Source organism: Gottfriedia solisilvae (assembly GCF_002128405.1).
Lineage (GTDB): Bacteria > Bacillota > Bacilli > Bacillales > Bacillaceae_G > Gottfriedia > Gottfriedia solisilvae.
In genome coordinates, this window is the sequence record NZ_NETJ01000003.1 from 99,922 (window position 1) to 124,752 (window position 24,831).

22 protein-coding genes and 1 pseudogene are annotated in these 24,831 nt (G+C 32.6%); 17 read left to right on the forward strand and 6 right to left on the reverse strand.

Annotation, left to right across the window (positions count from 1 at the left end):
* The first annotated feature begins 131 nt into the window (after window positions 1-131).
* The 11 genes from CAB05_RS09820 to CAB05_RS09875 all read left to right on the forward strand — a co-directional run bounded on the left by CAB05_RS09820 (window position 132) and on the right by CAB05_RS09875 (window position 17,093).
* Window positions 132-4,271, forward strand: a complete 4,140-nt coding sequence (locus CAB05_RS09820) for a S8 family serine peptidase (protein WP_087999668.1) — start codon at window positions 132-134, stop codon at window positions 4,269-4,271.
* 354 nt (window positions 4,272-4,625) lie between these two features.
* The gene (locus CAB05_RS09830; protein WP_087999670.1) at window positions 4,626-8,795 is read left to right on the forward strand and encodes a S8 family serine peptidase; all 4,170 of its coding nucleotides are present in this window, start codon (window positions 4,626-4,628) and stop codon (window positions 8,793-8,795) included.
* Between the two features lie 140 nt (window positions 8,796-8,935).
* Complete coding sequence (locus CAB05_RS09835; RefSeq protein ID WP_087999671.1) at window positions 8,936-10,006, forward strand: GerAB/ArcD/ProY family transporter; 1,071 nt, start codon at window positions 8,936-8,938, stop codon at window positions 10,004-10,006.
* Window positions 10,003-11,469 (forward strand): spore germination protein, encoded by a 1,467-nt coding sequence (locus tag CAB05_RS09840; RefSeq protein ID WP_087999672.1) that lies wholly within the window; start codon window positions 10,003-10,005, stop codon window positions 11,467-11,469. The genes CAB05_RS09835 and CAB05_RS09840 overlap by 4 nt, the downstream gene beginning before the upstream one ends.
* 6 nt (window positions 11,470-11,475) lie before the next feature.
* Window positions 11,476-12,591 carry a Ger(x)C family spore germination protein gene (locus CAB05_RS09845; protein WP_087999673.1) on the forward strand — a complete coding sequence of 372 codons (1,116 nt, stop codon included), beginning with the start codon at window positions 11,476-11,478 and terminating at the stop codon, window positions 12,589-12,591.
* A 231-nt stretch (window positions 12,592-12,822) separates the two neighbouring features.
* A complete protein-coding gene (gene cobU, locus CAB05_RS09850) occupies window positions 12,823-13,383 on the forward strand; it encodes a bifunctional adenosylcobinamide kinase/adenosylcobinamide-phosphate guanylyltransferase (RefSeq protein WP_087999674.1) in 561 nt (186 codons plus the stop codon).
* Window positions 13,384-13,393: 10 nt separating this feature from the next.
* Window positions 13,394-14,137, forward strand: coding sequence for an adenosylcobinamide-GDP ribazoletransferase (cobS, locus tag CAB05_RS09855; RefSeq protein ID WP_087999675.1), 744 nt, complete (start codon window positions 13,394-13,396; stop codon window positions 14,135-14,137).
* Window positions 14,134-14,757, forward strand: a complete 624-nt coding sequence (locus tag CAB05_RS09860; protein ID WP_087999676.1) for a histidine phosphatase family protein — start codon at window positions 14,134-14,136, stop codon at window positions 14,755-14,757. The genes cobS and CAB05_RS09860 overlap by 4 nt, the downstream gene beginning before the upstream one ends.
* On the forward strand, window positions 14,747-15,235 hold the full coding sequence (locus CAB05_RS09865) for an ECF transporter S component (RefSeq protein ID WP_158093235.1): 489 nt from the start codon (window positions 14,747-14,749) through the stop codon (window positions 15,233-15,235). The genes CAB05_RS09860 and CAB05_RS09865 overlap by 11 nt, the downstream gene beginning before the upstream one ends.
* Window positions 15,216-15,986, forward strand: a complete 771-nt coding sequence (locus tag CAB05_RS09870) for a hypothetical protein (protein ID WP_087999678.1) — start codon at window positions 15,216-15,218, stop codon at window positions 15,984-15,986. The genes CAB05_RS09865 and CAB05_RS09870 overlap by 20 nt, the downstream gene beginning before the upstream one ends.
* A gap of 18 nt (window positions 15,987-16,004) precedes the next feature.
* Entirely contained in the window at window positions 16,005-17,093 is a 1,089-nt protein-coding gene (locus tag CAB05_RS09875) for a DNA alkylation repair protein (RefSeq protein ID WP_087999679.1), read from the forward strand.
* Window positions 17,094-17,198: 105 nt separating this feature from the next.
* On the opposite strand, the gene CAB05_RS09880 is transcribed toward CAB05_RS09875, so the two are convergent.
* The 4 genes from CAB05_RS09880 to CAB05_RS09895 form a co-directional block, all read right to left on the reverse strand.
* Window positions 17,199-17,483: a hypothetical protein gene (locus tag CAB05_RS09880; RefSeq protein ID WP_087999680.1), complete on the reverse strand. Its 285-nt coding sequence runs from the start codon at window positions 17,481-17,483 to the stop codon at window positions 17,199-17,201.
* Between the two features lie 187 nt (window positions 17,484-17,670).
* Window positions 17,671-18,078 (reverse strand): arsenate reductase (thioredoxin), encoded by a 408-nt coding sequence (gene arsC, locus CAB05_RS09885; RefSeq protein WP_087999681.1) that lies wholly within the window; start codon window positions 18,076-18,078, stop codon window positions 17,671-17,673.
* Between the two features lie 23 nt (window positions 18,079-18,101).
* Window positions 18,102-19,160, reverse strand: a complete 1,059-nt coding sequence (gene arsB, locus CAB05_RS09890) for an ACR3 family arsenite efflux transporter (protein ID WP_268876394.1) — start codon at window positions 19,158-19,160, stop codon at window positions 18,102-18,104.
* Window positions 19,157-19,522, reverse strand: coding sequence for an ArsR/SmtB family transcription factor (locus CAB05_RS09895; protein ID WP_087999682.1), 366 nt, complete (start codon window positions 19,520-19,522; stop codon window positions 19,157-19,159). Before CAB05_RS09895 ends, arsB begins: the two co-directional genes overlap by 4 nt.
* A gap of 172 nt (window positions 19,523-19,694) precedes the next feature.
* On the opposite strand from CAB05_RS09895, the gene CAB05_RS09900 reads away from it, so the two are divergent.
* Genes CAB05_RS09900 through CAB05_RS22135 form a run of 3 tightly spaced genes read left to right on the forward strand, consistent with a single transcriptional unit; the run spans window position 19,695 to window position 21,268 of the window.
* Window positions 19,695-20,150, forward strand: coding sequence for a MarR family winged helix-turn-helix transcriptional regulator (locus tag CAB05_RS09900; protein WP_087999683.1), 456 nt, complete (start codon window positions 19,695-19,697; stop codon window positions 20,148-20,150).
* 58 nt (window positions 20,151-20,208) lie between these two features.
* On the forward strand, window positions 20,209-21,075 hold the full coding sequence (locus CAB05_RS09905) for a permease (protein ID WP_087999684.1): 867 nt from the start codon (window positions 20,209-20,211) through the stop codon (window positions 21,073-21,075).
* Window positions 21,076-21,127: 52 nt separating this feature from the next.
* A complete protein-coding gene (locus CAB05_RS22135; protein ID WP_158093236.1) occupies window positions 21,128-21,268 on the forward strand; it encodes a hypothetical protein in 141 nt (46 codons plus the stop codon).
* 247 nt (window positions 21,269-21,515) lie between these two features.
* Here the strand turns inward: CAB05_RS22135 and CAB05_RS22140 are convergent, their stop codons facing one another.
* Entirely contained in the window at window positions 21,516-21,779 is a 264-nt protein-coding gene (locus CAB05_RS22140; protein WP_158093237.1) for a hypothetical protein, read from the reverse strand.
* Window positions 21,780-21,922: 143 nt separating this feature from the next.
* Entirely contained in the window at window positions 21,923-22,858 is a 936-nt protein-coding gene (locus CAB05_RS09915) for a hypothetical protein (RefSeq protein ID WP_217348561.1), read from the reverse strand.
* 132 nt (window positions 22,859-22,990) lie between these two features.
* On the opposite strand from CAB05_RS09915, the pseudogene CAB05_RS09920 reads away from it, so the two are divergent.
* From CAB05_RS09920 to CAB05_RS09930, 3 genes and pseudogenes are all read left to right on the forward strand, one after another.
* Window positions 22,991-23,502 (forward strand): annotated as a pseudogene (locus CAB05_RS09920) (ABC transporter ATP-binding protein); the annotation flags it as partial.
* A gap of 43 nt (window positions 23,503-23,545) precedes the next feature.
* A complete protein-coding gene (locus CAB05_RS09925; protein WP_087999686.1) occupies window positions 23,546-23,884 on the forward strand; it encodes an antibiotic biosynthesis monooxygenase in 339 nt (112 codons plus the stop codon).
* A 144-nt stretch (window positions 23,885-24,028) separates the two neighbouring features.
* Window positions 24,029-24,742: a class I SAM-dependent methyltransferase gene (locus tag CAB05_RS09930; protein ID WP_087999687.1), complete on the forward strand. Its 714-nt coding sequence runs from the start codon at window positions 24,029-24,031 to the stop codon at window positions 24,740-24,742.
* Window positions 24,743-24,831 lie beyond the last annotated feature (89 nt).

Consider the following 24,831-nt stretch of genomic DNA (forward strand, 5'->3'; position numbering starts at 1 on the left):
TTTTTCATAATAAAACTAATACAAATGAAGTTTGTTCAGGTGAAATTGAAGTTCAAGAGTAAGTCATTGATTTCAATACATCGTTCAATTTTTTAGTAGATCTTAGACAATGATAAATGGGAGGAAGAAAAATGGGGAAACGTGTAGAGAAAACGAAGTTAATAAAAAGCCTTACAGTATTAGCCCTATCATCAAGTATTGTTTTATCTCCACTTGGTCAAACAATGGAGGTTACTAAAGCAGCAAGTAATACGAAGTCCGAAGATATATTAGCAAATTTAACAACTGAACAAAGAAATGCTTTACATCAAATGTCAGTTAATGAGGGTTCTGATCAACAGATTTCTTCAGACATAGATTTGACATCTTCAAATCAAATAAATGTAATCGTTGAATTTACAAATAAACCTGCGAAAGTAGCACAGATTGAAGCAGGTGTAGAAGGGAAAACATTGACTGAAAAGGATGCTTCAAAATTAGTTGATGAAGATCATTCTACTTTTACGAATGAAGTTGGACAAGTATTAACTGATGATAAACAAAAAAAAATAAATTATAAGATTCATCGTTCATATAAGCATGCATTTAGTGGAGTCTCAATGAGTCTACCAGCCAATCAAGTTCAAAATCTTTTAAAATCAAAAGTTGTTAAGAAGGTTTGGAGTAATGAGAAGTTTACAATTGATCCACCTGTTGAGAACCAAGAAAATAAGCAATTAAAAGCTGATGAATTTAATGTAGCAAACTATTCACCATATGATAGTTTAGATCGTTTACATGCAGAAGGATACACAGGTAAAGGAGTTAAAATTGGTATTTTAGATACTGGAATGGATTATAACCATCCAGATTTAAAGGATGGATATAAGGGCGGATATGATTTTGTTGATAACGATAATGATCCGATGGAAACAACATATGAGGATTGGAAGAAATCAGGTCAACCAGAAGTAAACGGAGGTACTTATTATACGGAACATGGTACACATGTAGCGGGAATTATCGGTGGACGTGGAGTAGTAGATAGCGAGTATTCATCTATTGGTGCTGCACCAGAGGCAGATCTTTATGCTTACCGTGTATTGGGACCTTATGGTAGTGGAACGAGTGAAGGCATTATTGCCGGAATTGATAAGGCAGTGCAAGATGGAATGGATGTTATTAACATGTCTCTTGGCGCAACATTAAATGATCCACTTTATGCAACTTCAATTGCCGTAAACAATGCTGTTTTAAGTGGTGTTACAACTGTTGTAGCTGCGGGGAATAGCGGTGATAAAATGTGGACACTTGGTTCTCCGGGATCTGCCGCATTGGCATTAACGGTAGGTGCTTCATCTGTTGCAATTGAAATTTATCAATATACTGGTTCTCTTGAGGGGAAAAATTATAAGTTAAGACAATTAACGAAAAATTATAAGGATGACCTTTCAGATTTAAAAGAGAAAAAGATTCAAATGGTTGATGTAGGCCTTGGTGATCCAAATGGCTATTCAGGTAAAGATGTAAAAGGGAAATTTGTATTTATGAACCGAGGCGTTTATACATTAGATTCTAAAGTTGCTTATGCAAAAGCTCAAGGTGCTGTAGGTGTGATTATGGCAAATGATGAAGCAAATAAAGCAGAAGGAGCAATCCAAACATTTTTAGGTGAATCAATGAATGCGATACCTTCGTTTTCAGTATCATTTGAAGAAGGACAAGTGATTTCAACTGCTATAAAGGCCGGTAAAACAGAATTCACATTTGGTGATTTTAGTAAAATTCAAACAGCATCTGATGAATTGGCAGCTTTTAGTTCAAGAGGTCCTTCTAAAGTGAATTATGATATTAAACCAGAAGTAACAGCTCCGGGTGTTTCAATTCTTGCGACAGTTCCATTTTATATAAATGATAAAACCGTCGATGGTTCGAAACCGGAAGATTATAAGTATGCATATGCACGACTATCAGGTACTTCAATGGCTACACCTTATGTAGCAGGTGTATCAGCATTATTACTTCAATCAAATAAAGACCTAGAACCTGCTGATGTTAAATCAATTTTAATGAATACTGCAGACCCATTATCAAAGGATTATAGTGTGTTTGAAGTAGGAAGCGGTCGAGTTGATGCTTATGAAGCAATTCATTCAAACGTAGAATTACAAGTTGTTGATAAGACACCGACTATGATAAATGGAAAACAAAAAACAATAAAAGAATTAACAGGCGGAATTAGCTTTGGTTCATTTGGATTTGATGATCAAGATGTATCGGATTCACGAAATGTTACGCTAAAAAATCGTAGTGAAAAAGCGAAAACGTTTAACGTAGATGTTAAATTTCAGACAGGCACTCGAGGATCATTAGACGCGACAAAAAACAATGTAACGATAGATGCTCCTACTTCAGTGAAGGTAAATGGAATTAGCTCAAAAACTATTAATCTCAAACTTAACATTCCGAAAACAGCAGAAAAAGGATCGTATGAAGGATATATTACGTTTACGAATAACGCAGATCCGACAGAACAATATCAAATTCCATTCGGTGGACGAGTAGTGAATGAAGGAATTGATTTCTTTAAAGCAGATCCAGCGTTTTCAACAGATACTTCATGGCCAGCAAATTCGTTTCCGTTTCTTGGTTTTGAATTCTCTTTAAAATCTGAAATGAAGACTTTGGATGTATTATTACATGACCCAACTACAGGGGAAGACCTTGGTTTAATTGGTTCATTTACACCGATTACACTAAATGAAAATCAGTTGTACTTTATTGGAAGAGGATTTAATACAATTTACTATCCTTTCACAGGAGACTCTAAAAATCCAATAAGTAATGAACCGAGCTTTGCAAAACCAGGTCATTATCAATTAAAAATGGTTGGAACGAATAATCAAGGGAAATCATTCTCAAAAGTATCAGATTTCATCTATGACTTAGCGGCTCCAAAAATGAAGTCTAGTTTTGATTCGTTAGATCAAAAGGTAATTGAATATAAAGATAGTCAATTTGATGAAAATGGACAATTCTTATACGACTTTAACATTAACTTACATGATCCAGAAACAGAAGAAGCAGCTTACTTAGGTCTTGATCAATCAAGTAACTCGATTGTTTCGTTTTACAATAGTCCATTTCCTGCGAATCCAATAAAGACAGATAAAGACGGAAATTACACTGACCAAATTTTAGTGAGAAAGCAATCTGCACCATTGCAAGTTCAGTTTTATGGTTTTGATGCAGCGAGAAACTTTACTGCAAATGCATCTAATATGTTAAGAGTCGTGTTTGTGGATCAAAATTTACCTTATTACTATTTAAAAGTAAATAAACAAAATGTTAATACAGGTGATGTTGTTAACTATACTGTTCGTTCTAATAATGTCAAAAAGTTAAAAACGACTAAAATTACAATGAGAAATTATGATTACGCTTCAGTTGAAAATGTAGTCGTAAATGATGCAGTTAAAAGGTATGGTGACGCGGAGGTTAGTTTAGTCTCTACACCATCGAATTATACTTTTACTTTTACTTATTTAGGTGATAAAGAATTACCAGAAGATTTACCGTTATTTAATTTTGACCTAAAAACGTCTGACAAGTTTACGAAAGATAGTCCTTACTGGTATGGTATGAGTGCTTCAACGGTTGATCAAGCAAATGTAGAGACGAAAGATGTCTATGCTTATATGGAAATTTTTAAAGTTAAGCCTACTTTTTCAAGAATACAAGGAGTAATACAAGTTGAGGGTGGAAAAGATCCAATTACTGGTGATACGAATTATGCTGTTGATCTAAGTAAAGCTAACCCAAAAGTAACAGTTACTTCCTACGATGGAAAAACAGTTGTTGAAGCCCAAATTATCGACAAATATGGTTCATATAATGCTGATGGAATTAAACCGGATAAAAATGCCTATACATTAACTGTAAATGTACCTGGTCATTTTACGATGAATCAACAAGTTGTTTTATCTGATGAAGTTCGTGGGGAAACAATCGGTAAGTGGTATAGATATAGTTTATCAACAGCGGCTGCTGGGGATGTAAATAAAGATGATGTAATTGATGTTTTAGATGCAATTGAAGTACAAAACTTCTGGGAAACTAACAAAGCATCTGCAGATTTTAACTTTGATAAAGTAGTAGATTCTAAGGATATGAATTACGTTATCAAAAACTTTGGATTACAAAATCCGACTGTGAATGATGCGCCAAAAGCTAAGAATTCCTATAAAGGAAAAACATTGGACAGTATTTTAAAAGAGCTAGGAATGAAGTAGGACAGGGAAAAAAGTAGTGAAATATTTATAAAATAGGTAATTAGACTTGAAAAGGGAGACCATTTTTATGGTTTCTCTTTTTTTATTAAAATTTGGGCTATCTTGGGTTTTTTTAATCATTTTTTATAAGAGAATATGCCAAATTTTGAAAAAGGGTATGGTGAAACGTTGCTATTTTAGGGGATCATTAACCCAATTGACCCTAATTTGGATATTCTTGATAATTGAAATAGACAAAGTAAGCTTTAGTGAATAGAAGAAAATGATTTCTGAAGGGTTTGCTAACTTTAGTATTCAAATTACAAAAATCATTAAACTTTACTTTTAGTTGAGAGATTTCTAGGAGGATGAACAATGGGGAAAAGAGTAGAAAAGAAAAAGTTTTTAAAAAGCTTTACGGTTTTAGCTCTATCATCAAGTTTTGTTATGGCTCCACTATCACAAGTGACAAATGTGTCAATCGCTGCAAGTAAAACAAAGACAGAAACAATTCTTGCTAATTTAACTTCACAGCAAAGAGCAGCACTTAAAGAACTTTCAACGAACGAACAGACTGGACTACAAATTTCTGAGGAAATTGATCAAACGACTACTAGACTAACATCAGTTATTGTAGAGTTTTCTAATAAACCAGCAAAAGTTGCCCAAGTCGAAGCTAAGGTTGAAGGAAAGTCTTTAACAGAAGTAGAAGCATCAAAATTAGCTGAGCAAGACCATGTAACTTTTAGTAAAGATGTGGGACAAGTATTAACGGATGAGAACAATAAGAAGGTAGACTTTAAGATTAAACGCTCTTATAAACACGCATTTAATGGTGTTGCATTGGATCTACCAGCAAATCAAATAAAAAACCTATTAAAATCAAAAGCTGTTAAAACAGTTTGGAGTAATGAAAAATTTACGGTTGATCCTCCAAAAGAGCTAGAAAAAACTGAAGAATTAAAAGCAGATGAGTTTAATATTGCGAACTATACACCATATGATGGATTAGATCAGTTGCATGCTGAGGGTTTAACTGGAAAAGGCATTAAAATAGGTATTCTTGATACAGGTATTGATTACAATCATCCAGACTTAAAAGACGCATATAAAGGCGGATATGACTTTGTAGATGATGATAGTGATCCAATGGAAACTACATATACGGATTGGGTAAAGGCTGGAAAACCAGGATCTGCAAATGGTGCAGACTATTATACTGAACACGGTACACATGTTGCAGGTATTATAGGTGGGAGAGGTGTATCAGATAGTGAATATAAACAAGTAGGTGCTGCACCAGAATCTGATCTGTATGCTTACCGCGTACTTGGTCCAGGTGGAAGTGGTGCAAGTGATGATATTATTGCTGCGATTGATAAAGCAGTGAAAGATGGCATGGATGTTATTAATATGTCATTAGGTGCCTCAATAAATGATCCACTATATGCAACATCTGTAGCAGTTAATAACGCTGTGCTTAGTGGCGTAACGACTGTTGTAGCAGCGGGGAATAATGGAGACAAAATGGATACATTAGGTTCTCCTGGAGCTGCAGCATTAGCATTAACAGTCGGCGCTTCATCAGTGGCAATTGATCTTTATCAATATAGTGGAAAGCAAAATGGTACTGACTACAATGTAAGACAATTAGCACAAAACTACTCAGATGATTTAACAACCTTGAAAGGAAAAGCATATCAACTTGTAGATGTTGGATTAGCAAATCCGGCTGACTTTGCAGGTAAAGATGTAAAAGGAAAAATTGCTTATATCCATCGTGGCACGATTGCCTTAATTGATAAAATCAAAAATGCAAAAGCGGCTGGTGCTGTAGGCGTTTTAATGGCTAACAATGTTGAAAACAAAAATGAAGGGGCAATTCAAGCATTTTTAGGTGAATCGGTTGATGCAATTCCTTCCTTCTCAGTTTCATACGATGAAGGTTTAGCAATCACAGAATCCATTAAGTCTGGTAAAAATGAGTTTACATTCGGCGAATTTTCTAAAATTCAAACAGCTTCAGATGAATTAGCTGCATTTAGTTCAAGGGGACCATCTCGAGTGAATTACGATATTAAACCGGAAGTAACTGCACCAGGTGTATCAATTCTTTCAACTGTTCCATTTTATGTAAACAATAAGACGGGTGACGGTACAAAACCAGAAGATTATCAATACGCATACGAGCGCTTATCAGGAACGTCAATGGCGACACCATATGTTGCAGGGGTTTCAGCTTTATTACTCCAATCAAATAAAGGGCTTGAACCAGCAGATATTAAATCAATTTTAATGAATACTGCGGATCCATTATCAAACGCTTATAGCGTATTTGAAATAGGTAGCGGGCGAGTTGATGCGTATGAAGCAATTCATTCAAATGTAGAATTAGAAGTTGTTGATCAAACGCCAACAATTGTAAATGGAAAACAAAAAATGATTAATGAATTAACTGGTGGAATGAGCTTTGGTTCATTTGGATTTGATGGTAATGATATTTCAGAAGCTCGTAATATTACATTGAAAAATCGAAGTGAAAAAGCCAAAACATTTAGTGTAGATGTGAAGTATCAAACAGGATTAAGAGGTTCAAAAGATGCCGTTTCAAATAACGTTACTTTAAGTGGACCTTCATCAGTTAAATTAAATGGAATTAGTTCAAAATCGATAAAATATAGCTTAAACATACCAAAAACAGCTGAAGTAGGAACATATGAAGGCTATATTACTTTCACAAATAATGCAGACCCAACTGAGCAATATCAAATCCCATTTGGCGTACGTGTTGTAGAAGAGGGTATCCAAACATTTGATTTAATTAACCCACTTTACTCAAATAAAATTACAAATCCAACTTATGCGTATCCATTTATGGATGGAAAAGTTGCATTAAAAACACATATGAAAACGCTAGATGTGGTGATTCAAGATCCGACAACCGGGGAAGATTTAGGTTTAATTGGTTCATTCAATACTTCAGTAATGGCAGAAAATCAAGTTTACAATATTGGTAGACTTGTTGGAGCAACTTACTATCCATTCACAGGAGATGCCAAAAATCCAATTAGTAGTAAATACGAATTAATTAAACCAGGACATTATAAATTAAGATTAGTTGGAACTAGTCCAAGTGGAAAATCATTTGCTGCTGCAAAAGACTTTATGCTGGAATATGGGGTGCCAAAATTAACATCTAGCTTTGATAAATTAGAGAAGAAGCTAATTGAATATAAAGATAGTCAACTAGATGAAAATGGACAATTCTTATATGACTTCCATTTAAATATAAATGATCCGGAAATCGATGAAGCAGCTAGCCAATATGGTATACCTGTAGATCAATCAGATAATACATTTGTTTACACGTACAACTCATTCTTCCCATCACAACCAATTCATGTGGATAAAAATGGTGATTATAAAGATCAAATTTTAGTAGATAGTAAATATCCAACTTTACCATTAACATTCTATGGTTTGGATGCTGCGCTAAACCCTACTGCTCAACTAAAAGTAGTGTTTGTTAAAAATACAACACCTTATTATTATTTAAAAGCAAATCAAACGAATATTACAACTGGTGATACAGTAAATTACTCAGTCAGTTCAAATAATGTACAAAAATTGAAAACGACTAAAATATCTATGAGAGTACTTAATAACCAAGGAATCATTGAAAATGTAAAAGTGAATAATGCAGTTAAACAATATGGTGATGCAGAGATTTCAGTAACATCTAAAGCTATTTCAGCGGATTTATCAGAATACACGTTTACTTTTACGTATTTAGGTGAAGACAAGTTACCAAAAGATTTACAACTATTTAATTTCGATGTAAAAACACTTGATAAAAGTTTTACAACAGGAGCTGCAATTCAGTCGTGGAATATTAGCGGATCAACGATTAACCAATCGAATGTAGTGACAAACAATGTATTTACTTATATTGAAGACTATCAAGTAAAACCAACAATTTCTAGACTTACAGGAACACTACAAGTTGAAGGTGCAAAGAATCCAACTACAGGTGAAACAAATTATGCAGTGGATCAAAGAACAGTTGGTGCAAAAATTACATTAACATCATACGACGGTAAAACTATATTAGAAGCGCCAATTACTTCAAAACAAGGTGACTATGCATTTGACGGAGTTAAGGTTGATTCCAAACCATATACATTAAAGGTAGATGTACCAGGACACTTTACAATGACTCAAAAAATGGATCCATTATTTGATAATATTCGTGGCGATTTAATGGGTAGACAGCTTCGTTACTTATTAGATCTAGCAGCAGCTGGAGATGTAAATAAAGACAATGTAATTGATGTCCTAGATGCGATTGAAATCCAAAAATATTGGGGAACAAATAAAGTAACCACAGATGTAAACTTTGACAAAGTGGTTGATGTAAAAGATATGAATTATATCGTAAAGAACTTCGGTGAGACAAATCTATCAGTTTCAAATGCGCCAAAAGCTAAAAATTCATATAAAGGGGCTACATTGGACAGTATTTTAACTGAGTTAGGGCTGAAGTAATAGGAATAAAGTTAGTATATGAGTTGTGTAAGAGAGGAGCCATTTTTGGCTTCTCTTTTTTAGTGAGAACTGGAATTATTTACATAAATGTATTTTATTTTGGTTACATTATTTGAATAAAAGTTTCTAAGGGGATTGTCATGAATAATAAGGTGATTCAATCTGTTCATATATACATACTACTCATCATGTCTACTGGTTTTATGTTACATGTTTTAATTCTACCAAGTATTCTATCTTCATCGCATAGAGATTCATGGTTAACTGTTATTTCTAGTATTATTCCATTTTTAATATGGAGTTTCTTACTTTACTTTGTTTATCAGAAAATGAACAATGAAGATTTGCTTTCTATATTATATAAGGTGTTAAAGAAACCATTTTATTATCTTTTTGCTGGTATTTTTATTATCTATTTTTTGTTTACTGCTTACATTTCACTGAAAACTACTTTTTATTGGGCGAATACAAACTATACACAAGAAGTACCTGATTTTTTTGTTGTTTTTCTGTTTACTTTTATTTGTTTTTACGCTTCATATAAAGGTATACGAACAATTAGTTCGATTGCATGGGTCATATTACCAATTGTAGTGTTTTTTGGTTTTCTAGTTGGTATAGGAAATACTCACAATAAAAATTATGAATTGTTATTTCCTATTTTTGAAAATGGATATAAAGACTATCTTCAAGGTTTCTTATATACATGTTCAGGGTTCTTTGAAATTCTTTTTATATTATTTTTAACACCTTTTCTATCTGATCAGTTAAAGAAAAAGTGGTTATTCATTGTTAGCTGTGTGTTGTTAATGTTAATACTAGGACCGTTAATTGGTGCCATTACAGAGTTTGGGGCTAGTGAGGCAGAAAAACTAAGAAACCCAGCGTATGAGCAATGGAGAATTTTAACGCTAGGATTACATATTACAAGATTAGATTTTCTTTCAATTTTCCAGTGGATATCAGGTACTTTTATTCGTATTAGCCTTAGCGGTTTTATTGCAAATAGTATTCTAAATCATACCGGAACAAAAAAGTGGAGTCTTCCAATGTTATATTTGTTTATTATGGTAGGAGCAATGATTCCTTGGGGAGGGACTTCATTTTTTTATTTCTTACATCATTATTATTTTCTAATTAATTTAATTTTCCTGTGTATAACAATGGTATTTTTATTGATTATTATGACAGTAAAAGGTGAAACTTCATGATGAATGAATTAACTTCAATAGATCAATTAAACTTGATAGATCTACTAGACTCTTTTGAAAATTCTTCAGATATTAAAATTCGTACGAAATCTTATAATGATGGTGAAACATTACATTTTATTAAAGCAATTTATTGTCATAACTTAGTGAGTACAGAATACATAAGTCAAGTACTTCCGAAGGTATATGAAATTGTAAAAAAAGAAAATATGCTAAATTATGAATTGATTAGTAATGTTGTTGAAACGAATAAAATTGATAAACAAAAAGATGTCTTGAATCAAATTGAAGAGGAGCTTTTTTCAGGGACTTTAGTTATTTTAAGCTCATTTTTAAATGATATTTTCTTAATTCCGGCGGCTAGTCCTCCGAAGAGATCTCCAGAGGAATCAAATATTGAAACATCGGTCAGAGGTCCAAAGGATGGTTTCGTTGAAAATATCTCTGACAATATGGCATTAATAAGACAAAGATTAAAGACATCGTCGCTAAAAAGTATAGAGTTTTTCATCGGTGATAGAAGTAAGACAAAAGTCATTTTACTTTATATGGATGATATTCTAAATCCAACAATCCTCTCTACTGTAAAAGAACGATTAAGTTCACTTAAACTTGATATTGTTGTTAGTAGTTATGAAATTGAAGAATTATTATATGATCATTCTTTTTCTATTTTTCCATTAATGGATCATACAGGACGACCAGATTATATTGTTCAATCATTAAATCAAGGGAGATTTGGAATATTAGTGGATGGGAATCCTACTTGTTTAGTCGGGCCAACTAGCATTAATCAACTACTATATTCACCTGAAGATATTCATGGCAGTTTTTTTTATTCTAATTTAGTACATTATCTAAGGATGATAGCTTTATTTACAACAATTCTATTACCTGGATTTTACTTAGCTTTGGTTACATATCATTTAGATCAAGTACCTTACCCTTATATTGCAACAATCGCAGTTTCCAGATTAGGGTTACCCTTATCATCAACTATTGAAACATTTATCATGTTAGCTTTTTTTGAATTATTTAAAGAAGCGGGTGTTCGTTTACCAAAAGCTGTCGGGCAAACAGTTGCAGTATTAGGTGGGTTATTCATTGGAGATGCAGCAATTCGAGCGGGTTTAACTTCCCCTACGATGTTGGTTGTCATTGCGATAACTGTAATATCTGGTTATACACTTGTTAATCAAAATATAGCTGGAAATATTGTGATCCTTAGAGTATTTGTCCTTATCTGCTCTACAATTCTAGGATTATTAGGTTTTTTCTCAGCACTTTTCCTTATATTAACACATGTGGCTTCATTAACTAGCTTTGGTCAACCATACGCTTTAACAGCTACAAAACCTAATAAATTTGACATTATGTCTATGGTTTTTAGACTCCCTCAGAAATTTTTGAAAAAACGTCATCAATCATTAGATCCAATCGATGATACGCGGAAAAAGGAGTAACAAAAAATGAAAAAAGCGGTTGCGATTGTACTTCTTATTTTTCATTTATTGATGTTATCAGGATGCTGGGGAGAAAAATTAGTTCAAGCCCAGACCTTTGTTACTGGTCTAGGTTTTGATTTTAAAGATAATCAATATATCGTTACATTTCAGGCGTTAAACTTTTCAAATATTGCTAAGCAGGAAGGTGGATCACTAGTTGAAGCTCCACCAGTTTTAATAGGACAAGCAACTGGCGCCTCTATTCAGTTAGCTTTAAACAAATTAGAACAGGAAGCTCCGTTACCACTCTATTTAGGACATGTTATCAGTATCGTACTCAGTAAGAATATAATTGAAAAACAACTGAAGAATGTGAATGCTTTTATTAGTCAAAAGTCATTATTACGATATAATACATGGCTATTTGGAACGGAGGAGGACATAAAGGACATTTTTTCTAGTGAAAGTTTCTTTAATCTACCAACATTATATACAGTTCTTGATCTGCCTCAGCTTCAACAGGATAGAAAAAACTTAATCATTTCAAATATAAGATACTTAGATTATATTTCAAGATACAATGAACCAGTAGGTACCATACTAATTCCTTCTTTAGCAATGAATGAAGAAAATTATGAAGAAGATGTAAAGAAAAAAATTGCTTATGTGAATGGTGCTTATATTTTATTAGATAAAAAATATAGTGGATTCGTTACATCAGGAGATCTAATTGGTGTCAGGTGGCTAGAACAAAAGAATGATGTAATTAATATTAGTTTTGAAAAGGAAAAGCTTAATTTAGATGTTAGTAAATCAAAATCTAGAATAAAGGTATTAAACGAAAAAGAGCCTCAATATAAAATCAAAATCAATGCTGTAGCAATTGTAGAACAAAACGAAAATTCACTTGGTACGAAAAAAATACAGAAATTGATTGAAGATAAAATCAAAGATGATTTAAATGTAACTTTAACAAAGTCAACAGATATTGATGCAGATCTGTTGAATATAACTGAAAGGACTTTTCGATATCATTCGAAGCAATGGGATATAAAAGAAATAAATGAATTAAAAAAGGATTCAGTAAAAGATATAGATGTTGATGTATATATACAAGAAAATCAAACATATAAAAGGTAAATAGAAAAGACGGAAGGTTAATAAATAACCTTCTTTTTTTATGAAAAAAGCGACTTGTTAAAAACATGAAATAACATACAGGATCAAATGATTAATCATCAGACTTACACACTAGTCCTTGACGAGGTTTCAGGATGTAGCTTACGATTATTTTAACAATACATAAGTTCATACCCCATTATGGGGTATTTGTTTTTATGAAAATTTGAGGTTTATTCGAGGTGAAACAGTTTGATTCTTGTAATTGGTGGCGCACGAAGTGGAAAGAGCTCGTATGCTGAAAAACGGATGAAAGAAATGCAAGGAAGTTTGAATGATGTACTATATATTGCAACGGCAATTCCTACCGATGAGGATATGGTGAATCGAATTAAGCGACATCAACAAGATCGTGAAAAAGAATGGTATACAATTGAGCAATATAAGGATTTTCAATTACTAGAAACGAATCTTAATTTTCAAAATGTAAATCATATCTTATTTGACTGCTTAACGATTATGATTACAAATATCATGTTTGATTATTATACTGATTTTGACAATATTACAAATGAGGAAATTGAACAGCTTGAACGTAGAATTAAAGAAGAGATTTTAAAGCTAATTGATGTATGTGAGCGTAATAAAAAAACATTATGTATTGTTTCCAATGAGGTTGGTTTTGGTCTTGTACCCTCATATCGATTAGGTATTATTTTTAGAGATATTGCAGGAAGAATGAATCAACTGATTGCGTCTAAAGCAACTGAAGTAATACTCGTAACAGCAGGTATTCCATTACGAATTAAATAGAGGTAAAATAATGAATCGATTTAAGATGATCCTTAGTTTTTTTTCAACCATTCCAGTAAAGAATGTTCAATTTATTGAATCAGAGCTTGGAAAAGGTATTCGGATGCTTCCTTTAGTAGGTATTATATTTGGCTGTTTAATAGGCGGCTTATTTATGCTTTTACAATTACTAAATATAGAGAATCAGATTAGTGCATTTTTCATCATCGTATTCTATATTTTTTTAACTGGTGGATTACATCTTGACGGTGTAGCAGATACTTGTGACGGTATTTTTAGTCATCGCTCTAAAGAAAGAATACTAGAAATAATGAAAGATAGTCGAATCGGAACATTTGGAGTTGTTTCATTAATCGTGCTCTTACTAGGTGATTGGATATTTTTATCAAAAAGCACCGTTTTTGTCATCATTGTATTTCCAATAATAGGTCGCAAGATCGCGTTATGGACATGTAGAATGAGTACTTATGCTAGAGAAGAAGGCTTTGGAAATCAGTTTATTATAGAGGCGAAAAATACAAGGTCATTAATAGTTTTTATTTTTTTTACAGTACTTATTTGTGCAGGAAGTATTGTTTTTCACCAGTTTGAGGTGATTGTAGCACTCATCTTTACATACTTAGTCATGATTGCAGTTATTAAAAGAATCAATCGTAAACTTGATGGAATAACGGGGGATGTCATTGGGTTTTCAATTGAATTTTCTCAGTTGTGCTTTTTATGCCTTGTCCTAATTGGTGGTAAATTCATATGAAGATATTATTAGTAAGACATACTGAAAGTGAAGGGAATATGAAAAAGGTTTATGCCGGATCAACTGATTATGTGTTAACGGTGCTTGGGGAACAGCAAATTGTAGAAGTTATGATGAAGCTTTTACATATCATCTCTCCTACATCGACTTATTCATTATATTCTAGTCCACTTCAAAGATGTACGAAGCTTGCCGAAGAAATTGAAAGATTGTTACAAACTACTAAAATTATAGATTCAAGGTTAAGTGAGACGAATTTTGGAATCTTTGAAGATAAAACATATGAAGAATTAACTCGAATGTATCCAGATATACTAGAGTCTTGGATTCAAGATAGCATTCATTTTCAAATTCCAAATGGTGAAAGTTTAAAAATTTGTTTTGATCGGGTAAGTTCATTTTGCAAAGATTTAATCAATAGGAATGAAGATGCGGTCATTGTTTCACATGGTGGCATTATAAAATTAATCATTTTAGCATTATTGGATTTAGACTTAAAGGAATTTTGGAAGTTCTATACAAGTAATGGGTGTGTAATAGAAATAATATATAATGATGGATTTGGATATATCAAAAATATAAGTCAACTCGAATATGGGGATGAGGAATTTGGAGATTAGAAGACTTGTAATACTTTCACTTTTTATTTCAATTAGTGCAGTTTTGTCTAATATTAAAATTTTTTCTACGATTGCGTTAGATTCTATGCCAGCATTTTTGGCAGCCATGCTAATATCTCCAATTGCAGGTGCAATCGTTGGAGCAGTAGGTCATTTACTTTCTTCGTTTACATCTGGTTTTCCACTGACAGTACCGATGCATGTATTGATTGCATTCCAAATGTTTTGTATCGTCTGGCTATTTGGAGTGTTATATAAGCGCTCGAAGGATGTAATAGCAATCAGCGTAGCGATTTTGCTGAACGGTCCAATCGCTACGTTTTTAAGTGGTATTTTAATTGGATACTTAGATGAAACGGTGACAGTGATTGGCTTTTTTCAGTTAATGGTACTTCCTTTAACACTTGTTTCAGCGGTGAACATTATCATTGCATACATAATTCAAAGGGTGATGAATCGTGCACGTTTCCAAGTATAGGGATTTAACTTTATTACAAATTGATGAATCCAGATATTTTACAATTGCTTGTGATAGTTGTGGTGGAATTGGAATGAGCGAATTAGATATTGTAAAGGTGGAAGAGTCAATCGTGGGTTATTTAACATCACGCGTTTGCCTATTTGAAACATTAGCATTTCGTGCAAAACCGACTTTGCTTATTAATACATTATGTGTTGAGATGGAAGGTAGAGGAAAACTTATTTTATCAGGCATTAAACAGGCAATTAAAGAGTATAATGAGGTTCAATTTTTTAATGAAGCATTAGATATTGATATTACTGGAAGTACAGAAGAAAATATTCCTACTTTACAAACAGCATTAGGGATTACAGTAATGGGAGAAATCTATCAACCTTTTGAAAGGCCCTATGTAAATAAGGGTGATGTAGCTATCTTAATTGGATATCCTAAAGTTGGACAAGAAGTATTAATAGATATAAATGAAAATTTAAACGAAATCATTAATTTTCAATCGTTAAAACAGTTAACGGTTCTTCCAGGTGTAAAAGATATTTTGCCTGTCGGATCTCAAGGTGTGAAATATGAATTAAAACAATTAAGTAAAACACATAATAAGGACATTCAAATTTACGAGAATGAACCTACTTTAATAGAAAAATCAGCTGGCCCAGCTACTTGTGTAATTGCAGTTGTTGATCGGAATCATATTCAAAAAGTACAGGAATGTATATCACAACAAATTACACAGTTAGGTGAATTTATATAAAGATAATGGAGAATGTATATGGCTAACGCTTTAAAAGATATTTATAACGAAGAATTTATATCTAAAATTGCTCAGTCAATTAAAGAAGTTTATCCAGATTTTGCGGATAAGAAATTTACTGAATTAGTTTTTAATGCACAATGGGTTGAAAAAACACTGAAAGAAAGAATGAGACATATTACGCTTTGTTTAGGAGATACTTTACCAAAAGATTATCTAGAAGCTCTTAGCATATTAAAGCAAATAGTAAATATGTTTCCGAAAAATAATTTAGGCTGTATCTTCTTTCCTGATTTTGTAGAAGTATATGGTCTAGCAAATTGGGATTCATCGATTGAAGCACTAGCATTATTTACTCAACATTCTACATCAGAATTTGCAGTTAGACCTTTCATTGTTGAAGATGAAGAAAAAATGATGGCTCAAATGTTAGAATGGTCTAAACATCCAAATGAACATGTAAGAAGGTTAGCAAGTGAAGGGAGCCGACCAAGATTACCTTGGGGAATGGTGCTAAAAAGTCTAAAGAATAATCCCTCTCCAATATTACCAATCTTAGAGAATTTAAAAGAAGATGAATCTCTTTATGTTCGTAAAAGTGTAGCGAATAATATAAATGACATTTCAAGAGACCATCCGAATCTTGTATTAGATCTAGCTAAAAGCTGGTACGGAACAAATGCATATACGAACTGGATCGTTAAGCATGCATGTAGAACATTATTAAAACAAGGGAACAAGGAAGCAATGTCGATCTTTGGATTTGATTCAGCAGATTCAGTTTCGATTGATGATTTTGCAATAAGTTCTGAGAAATTAAGTATTGGAGAAGACTTGCACTTCTCATTTAAAGTTACAAGTAATCAGACAACACCTTCCAAAATTCGCATTGAATATAAAATTGATTATGTGAAAGCAAACGGTAGTCGTTCAAAGAAAATTTTTAAAGTAAGTGAGAATCATGTTGATCAAACGAAACCATTACACTACAATAAAACCCATTCTTTTAAAGACTTATCTACGAGAAAACATTATTGTGGAACGCACACAATAACAATCTTACTTAATGGAAATGAAATGGTGAGTAAAGACTTTATAGTTGAATAACAAGCTGAAATTTAAATAAACTATGTTGCTGGTGGTTTTAATATAAATCTCTATCAGCAAACTGAAAATAGAGTTGCCTTTGCAACTCTATTTTTATTTTTAAATCTATTCACTATTATTTTCTTTTCTAAATGATAGAATTGTTGTTTTTAAGGATGCATAAGAACCAATTGCTGCATAACCATAAAACCAACCCATAAAAATACCCGAAAACAGATGTTGTCTATGACTAATGAAAATAGAAAAACAGAATCCTAAAACTAGTGCAAGAATAGGTACATATGGTTTCTTTATTTTTAAAAATACTTTTAGTAGTTGAGTGACTACTAATACAATGGGAACTGCAAGAACCGCATCCCAAAAATTTGTTTGAATCGTAGGAAAGTCCATCATGACACACCTTTTTATCATATTATCTACCTTATTAGCAAAGTTATATTCAATTATTATTAAGTTTCTGTGGGGGATTAAATAAAAATAACCGAGGAACTTACAGGTTAATCCTCAAATGATAATTTAGATTAGATTAATTGAACAAAAAAGAACCTTCTAATGGTACTAGAAGGTTCTTTAATATTTACTCACCAGTAACAGAAAACGTTTTTATACGCTCACCAATTTGATCTCGTACTCTTTGAAACACATTCCATTCTTGACCTGCAGGATCATCAAATCCCCAGTGTAAACGTTTTACATGAGATGGTGTTACAGGGCACACATCATTTGCGTGACCACATAACGTAACAACTAAATCGGCATTGTTTAAGATATCATTATCAATAATGTCAGAAGTTTGGTTTCGTATATCAATATCAACTTCATCCATTGCTTTAATTGCGTTTGGATTCACTCCATGAGCCTCAATACCAGCTGATAAAACATTCCAATCGTTACCTAAATATTTATTCCCCCATGCTTCCGCCATTTGACTCCGACAAGAGTTACCGGTACATAAGAAGTAAATTGTTTTTTTATTTTCTGCCATGTTTTATTCCACCTTGATTTAAATTATATTGTTGATTTTTTCGTAAAATATTTTCTTCTTAACCAAAGCGCTGCATTAACTAAAGCTATCATAACTGGAACTTCAACAAGCGGACCGATTATAGCAGCGAAAGCAGCACCAGAATTAATTCCAAATACACCGACAGCTACTGCTATGGCTAATTCAAAGTTATTACTACCTGCTGTAAAAGCCAAAGTAGTCGATACTCCATAACTTGCTCCAGATTTCTTTCCTAAGAAGAAAGAGACAAAGAACATAATGACGAAATAAATTAATAAGGGAATTGCGATACGAACGACATCTAGAGGTAGTTCTACAATTACTTCTCCTTTTAATGAGAACATCACAATGATTGTAAAAAGTAATGCGATTAATGTAATTGGACTTATTTTAGGAATAAATCCCTTTTCATACCATTCTCTTCCCTTTACTTTTACAAGGATTAATCTCGTAATTAAACCAGCCAAAAATGGAATTCCTAAATAAATGAATACTGATTTCGCAACTTCTGGCATTGTAATATCAATTGTCATTCCCTCTAAACCAAATACCCTCGGTAAAACTGTAACGAAAAAGTATGCATATACCGAGAAAAAGATCATTTGAAAAATTGAGTTAAACGCTACTAATCCAGCAGCATATTCACGATCTCCATCTGCTAAATCATTCCACACGATTACCATTGCAATACATCGTGCTAAACCAATCATGATTAAACCAACCATATACTCTGGATAATCTCTTAAAAAGATAATAGCTAATAAAAACATTAGCACTGGACCAATAAGCCAGTTTTGAATTAAAGATAAAAATAATACTTTAACGTCTTTAAACACTCTTCCGATTTCTTCGTATCTAACCTTTGCTAGAGGTGGATACATCATTAAGATAAGTCCCACCGCTAATGGAACTGAAGTAGTACCAACTTGTAATTTATTTAGACTATCTACAAATCCTGGAGTCGAGATTCCAAGAAGAATTCCAATCGCCATCGCTAAAAATATCCATAATGTTAAATAGCGATCCAAAAAGCCTAAACGTTTATTTGAATCTGTCTTCACTTACATGCATCCTCCTCACAACATTTTTGTCTAACGGGACTATTAGAGATTAACTTTTCTATTAGGTCATCTTGCGCAGGAGTATGCTCAAAAATGCCTTTAATCATTGGATAGTTCATTGATTCTTTGTTTAATGAATAGTAAACCCATTGCCCTTTTTTCGTTTCATTTACAATTTGATAATCTTTCAGTTTACGTAAATGCTGACTAATTGCCGGTTGACTCATATCGAATGTTTCTGTGAATTCACAAACACAGCATTCTTGTTGATCTAGAATAGCAACCATTGTTAAACGAGTTTTATCGCTCAAAATTTTGAGTATATTTGATACGTCTTCAACTGATTTAGGTTTTGTTATCATTTGCTTCTCCTTCAGTATATAAATTTATATAACCAATCGCTTATATAAGTATGTACTTATATTAAATGTTATTCTATAAAGTTGCAAACTAAAAAATATTTGCAAAACGCAAATATTTTTTAGTTGCATTTTGCAAATAAATAGCATATAACTTAATTAGAGGTGAAAACAGATGGAAAATAATAACTTAAGAGGCATGTTCCAAATGGTTGTACGTCGCTTTGGTTTTCTTAATGATCAATGTTGTGAATCTTGCTGCGGTCAAGAGGTTAGTACAATGCAAAGCCATATTCTATATGAAATTTCAAGACAGAAGAATCCTTCAATTCAAGATGTGGCGAATGCACTTGGATTAGATGTCACTACATTTAGTCGCCAAGTAAAAACTTTAGTTGAAAAAGGTCTAGTTAAAAAGACACCTAATCCTAGTGATAATAGAGTATACATTCTATCTCTTACTGAAAAAGGTGCAACCGTTGAAGAAAGTATTAATAAAGAAATGAACACTTATTTAAATAAAATCTTGTCTCATTTAAGTGATTACGAAAAAGAATCGGTAATTCGTTCAATTAAATTATTAGATGATGCGATGAGAAAGTCAGAGGATTATTGCTGTTCTCCTAAATAAGGAGAACACTATTTTTACATAATACTTGCATTTTGCAAATAATAAGGAGGGTTTTATTATGTGGAAAGATGTATTGTTAAGTTTTTTATCGATTGCATTTGAGCTTACACTTTTATTTTTTTTGATTTCATTTGTGATTAATATCCTTCAGGGTCTCATCCCTTATGAAAAAATGGAAAAGTATCTATTCAACTCAAACAAGTTTATTGGGGCATCAGTTGCGATTATCTTAGCATTTATTACTCCATTTTGTTCTTGTTCTACGATTCCAGTAGTTGTAGGAATGTTAAACAAAAAAATGCGGTTTGGATACGTCATGATTTTCTTATTTGCCTCACCAGTTCTTGATCCTACGATTTTAACCTTAATGGGAGCACTTTTAGGCTGGAAGGTAGCTGTTATTTATACTCTGATTACTACATTCTTCTCTGTTGTCATTGGATTTTCACTTGAAGCACTTGGATTTGAGTCTGCTGTAAAAAACGTAATTATCTCAGGTGGAAAAGAACCAAATGGGAAGTTTGATTTACGATTCGCATGGGCAGAAACATTAAACTTGATGAAAACTGTCTACCCGTATCTATTAATTGGTGCACTAATTGGTTCACTGATTCACGGGGTTGTTCCAACAAACTTTATTGCCACATATTTCGGTGGTGACCAATGGTGGCTAATTCCTATTGCGTCAATTATTGGAATCCCATTGTATATTAGGCTTTCCACAATGATACCTATAGCTCAAATTATGGTTTTAAAAGGAATGGCTCTAGGTCCAGTTATGGCAATAATGATTAGTTCAACTGGCGCGAGTTTGCCAGAGGTAACACTACTAAACTCTATTTTTCATAGAAGATTAGTTGTTGCTTTTTTACTCTCCGTATTTACAATGTCAACATTGTCAGGCACATTATTTTACCTACTATAAGGTATTAACCTCAAAGGTTGATATAGATAACAATTTAAAAGGAGGAATTCAAATGTTTAAAGGCTTTAAAATACATGTTGGTGGTTCAAAAAGTGATTGTTGCACGATTACTATTCAAGAGGTAAAAGATTCAGATGAAAATAAAGAGTGCTGTGAAGTGAAAGTAGAAACAGAAAATAAATGTTGCAGTTAAGTAGTGAACTTTAAATATTTATAAGATTAATTGGGGCGAATACAACAAATGTGTTATTCGCTCTTTTTCTATTTTACAAAGTGAATTAAGTTAAAATGAATCTAGCCAATGTACCATTTTCATTAACATGAAATCACCAACTGTGGTGAAGTTCTGTTTTGTGTTTGTGTACATTGGTTTTCTCTATTTAAATAGATAATTAGAAGCAAATTAGTTCTATTCTTGCTAACCAACGACTAAAAATTGATTATGCATTAGCGGATGAAATCGCTACTACAGCAAACTGGCAAATTGTATTCGAAATGAGATTATATAGGGATGCTACTTTAATTGATACAAGAGCATTTAATAGATCTTCTTCAAGTGCAGGTACCCAGCGTTTTCCATTAGCCTCTACACAAGTTGATGTTGCACCTGCTAATGCCACATCCACATATAGTGTAAGGATAATTGTAACAACTGCTAGTAGTATTACTTCTGCTACAGCAATAAACCGTGATTTAAATATCATTACTTTTGCACCGTAGATTTAAGTGGATTAAAATTTTTTAATATATTCAAAGAAAGCCTAAGTCTCACATTAATTAGCGAGAACTTAGGCTTTTTAAATAAATAACTAATAGTAGAAGCATTTTCAAGGTGCCTGCTCTAAAATTACGCTTGTTGTTCTTTCCTCATATACATCATGACATCTTCAGTTAATGCAGCAAAACCTAATTTTTCTAAAATAACTCCTTTAGGAAGATGTGACTTTGCCATCGTAACAGTCTTTACTTTTCGTTTATTATTTTCATTATGTACTAGTGTTAGTAAGTCATAAAAATATGGGATGGCTTTTTGGTCTAGTGCTACTGCAAGTATTTCGGAATAGTCTGTATCAGCTCGAATTGTCACGCCAAAATAGGCAATTGGTTCATCTGCAATTTTACATTCTAATGCATAGTCAAATTCTATTGAACCGTAATACTCACTTAACATTGAGAGTTGTTCATTTGTTAATGGTTGCTGCTTCGTTTTTATATTTTTCCACTCTTCAAATAAAAAGTTATCTTTTATTTCAAAAGAGAAGTCTGGAATTGTTTGTATACTTTTTAATAATATTGGATATTTTGCTCCAATAATTTGAGATCTATTTGTGATTTGGAAGCCCTTTGATAAGAAATAGTCTATTTGTTTATTCCACTGGCTTCTAAATCTCTGCGCGAAAACTTTCCCACCATATTCGTCACTTTTCGCAAAGTCTAAAACTTTCCCAAATAATTCATCCTGAACAGAACCTTCAAATTCTGGTAAAACCCAAGGGTATCCTAGCGAAACAAAATCGCCTTTTCCTGAGAAGCTCATATATCCAATTAGTCTTTCATTTTCAAAAGCGAATACACGTGACTTTTTATTAAACTCAACTTGAGACTCATATAGTTTAGGGGAAAATGTTGGTTTCCATGCATATGGTAAGTTTTTTGTCATTTGATTCCAAAAAGAATATTGCAAATCGAGGTCCGAAGAGTTCTCATAAAATCGAAATGTAATTGTCATATCATGATCCCTTTCTTGTTTTACTTTAATATTATCAAATTTATGTTGAAGCAAGAGAAATAATAATGAATTAATTTGTTTTAAGGTAAAAAGTAAAAAAAAAGAGATTGTTCATACGCCCATTTCTTTTTTTAAAAGAGTAATTAGTCGTTAAAATTGTAGTTTTAATGATTTGACTGTTACCTTAGAAATACACATAAAGGTTGGTTTCAAAGTTTGATTTTGAAGACGAAAAAATTAATGATTGGGCACTAGAAGTAACAAATTTACAATCCTATGAATTTCGATTTCTTCAATCATTATCAGGTGGAGAAAGACAAAGAGCTTGGATTGCTATGGCAACCGCGGGACGTCCTAATGTGTTAATATTAGATGAACCAACTACATTTTTAGATATCGCACATCAATTAGAAGTAATGGAACTGATTCAAATGTTAAATGATCGTTTTGGCATGACAATTGTTATGGTGTTACATGATATCAATCAGGCTGCCACTTATAGTGACAGATTAATTGTCTTGAAAAATGGTTGCATTGAATATGATAGAAATTCAGAATATGTGATTTGCAAAGAGATTTTCCATGATATATTTGAGATTGATGTAGAGATATTTAAAGATGGGGATCGACCATTTTTTAAACCAATCAGAAATGTAGATAAATTAAAAGAAGAAGAACGTATCCAAGTACATAGTTAAAGAAGTAAGTCAATTTCAATAATATATAGGAGGGACATTAAAAATGATTATGACAACAAATACAATTCGTGTCGTAAAAGGACATGGAGATGAAGTAATTGAACGATTTAAAATCTCAAAAGGGATTCATAAGTTTCCAGGTTTTATCCGTATGCAAGTTCTAAAAACAATGGATTTAGAAGAGTACGATGAAGTGAGAGTATGTACAACTTGGGAAGCAATGGAAGATTTCCAAGGATGGGTAAATTCAGATTCTTTTAAATCAGCGCATGCAAAAAGACAAGAACAGCAAGCTTCAAATGAAAATAGCATCATTTTAGGTTCACAATTAACATGTTATGAAATTCCTGTAGAGCACTTAAGCGAAGAGGTTGAAAAGTAAGACCTGTTTAATTAAGCATTTAAAAATCATAATATCCCCCAGAAAAGAGAGTTTGTTGAAGAGCTCTCTTTTTCATTGCAATTCGTATCATGATATAGTATTGATTGTCGACTAGATGATACTGACTTGTAAGGAGGAGTGTAAATGAAAAAACAAGTGATTGAATCTTTTAACCAATTATCTGTTGCTTATGAAAATACAGTAGACCACGAAAGCCCGTATAATACACACTATGAAAGACCTGCGATGATGTTAGAGTTAGAAAAGAATCTCGAGAATTATCAAATTTTAGATGCTGGTTGTGCTGCAGGCTGGTACACTGATGCCCTATTAAAAAGAGGCGCAGCTGTGACTGCAATTGATATTAGTCTAAGCATGGTTGAAGCTGCAAAACGAAGAGTAGGAAATAAGGCCAACATATTATGTCATGATTTAGAGGAGACACTTCCATTCCAAAATGAAACATTTCATATCATTATTAGTTCTTTAACCCTACATTACATAAAAGATTGGGATTCAGTATTTACAGAGTTTAAGCGAGTACTTAAGCCAAATGGAATATTATTGTTCTCAGTTCATCATCCATTTTCTGATTACACAATATTTAAAAGTGAAAATTACTTTTCAAAAGAGTTACTATCTGATCTGTGGACGAAAGCAGGCAAAGATATTGAAGTTGTTTTTTATAGAAGACCACTACTTGAAATCATTCAATCAACGGTAAATCACTTTACGCTATCTTCTCTCATCGAACCACAACCTATACCTGAACTGAAGAATATAAATCCAAAAGCTTATCTTACATTATCAAGGGAACCAAGATTTTTAATGATAAAAGCAGTTAAGAATAATGGATAAATTGATGTAAAAAAAGAGTTCTTTGAATAGAACTCTTTACCGTTTGTATAAAAAGAAGAAGAAGTAGAAATCCTTCATCTTGGAAATAA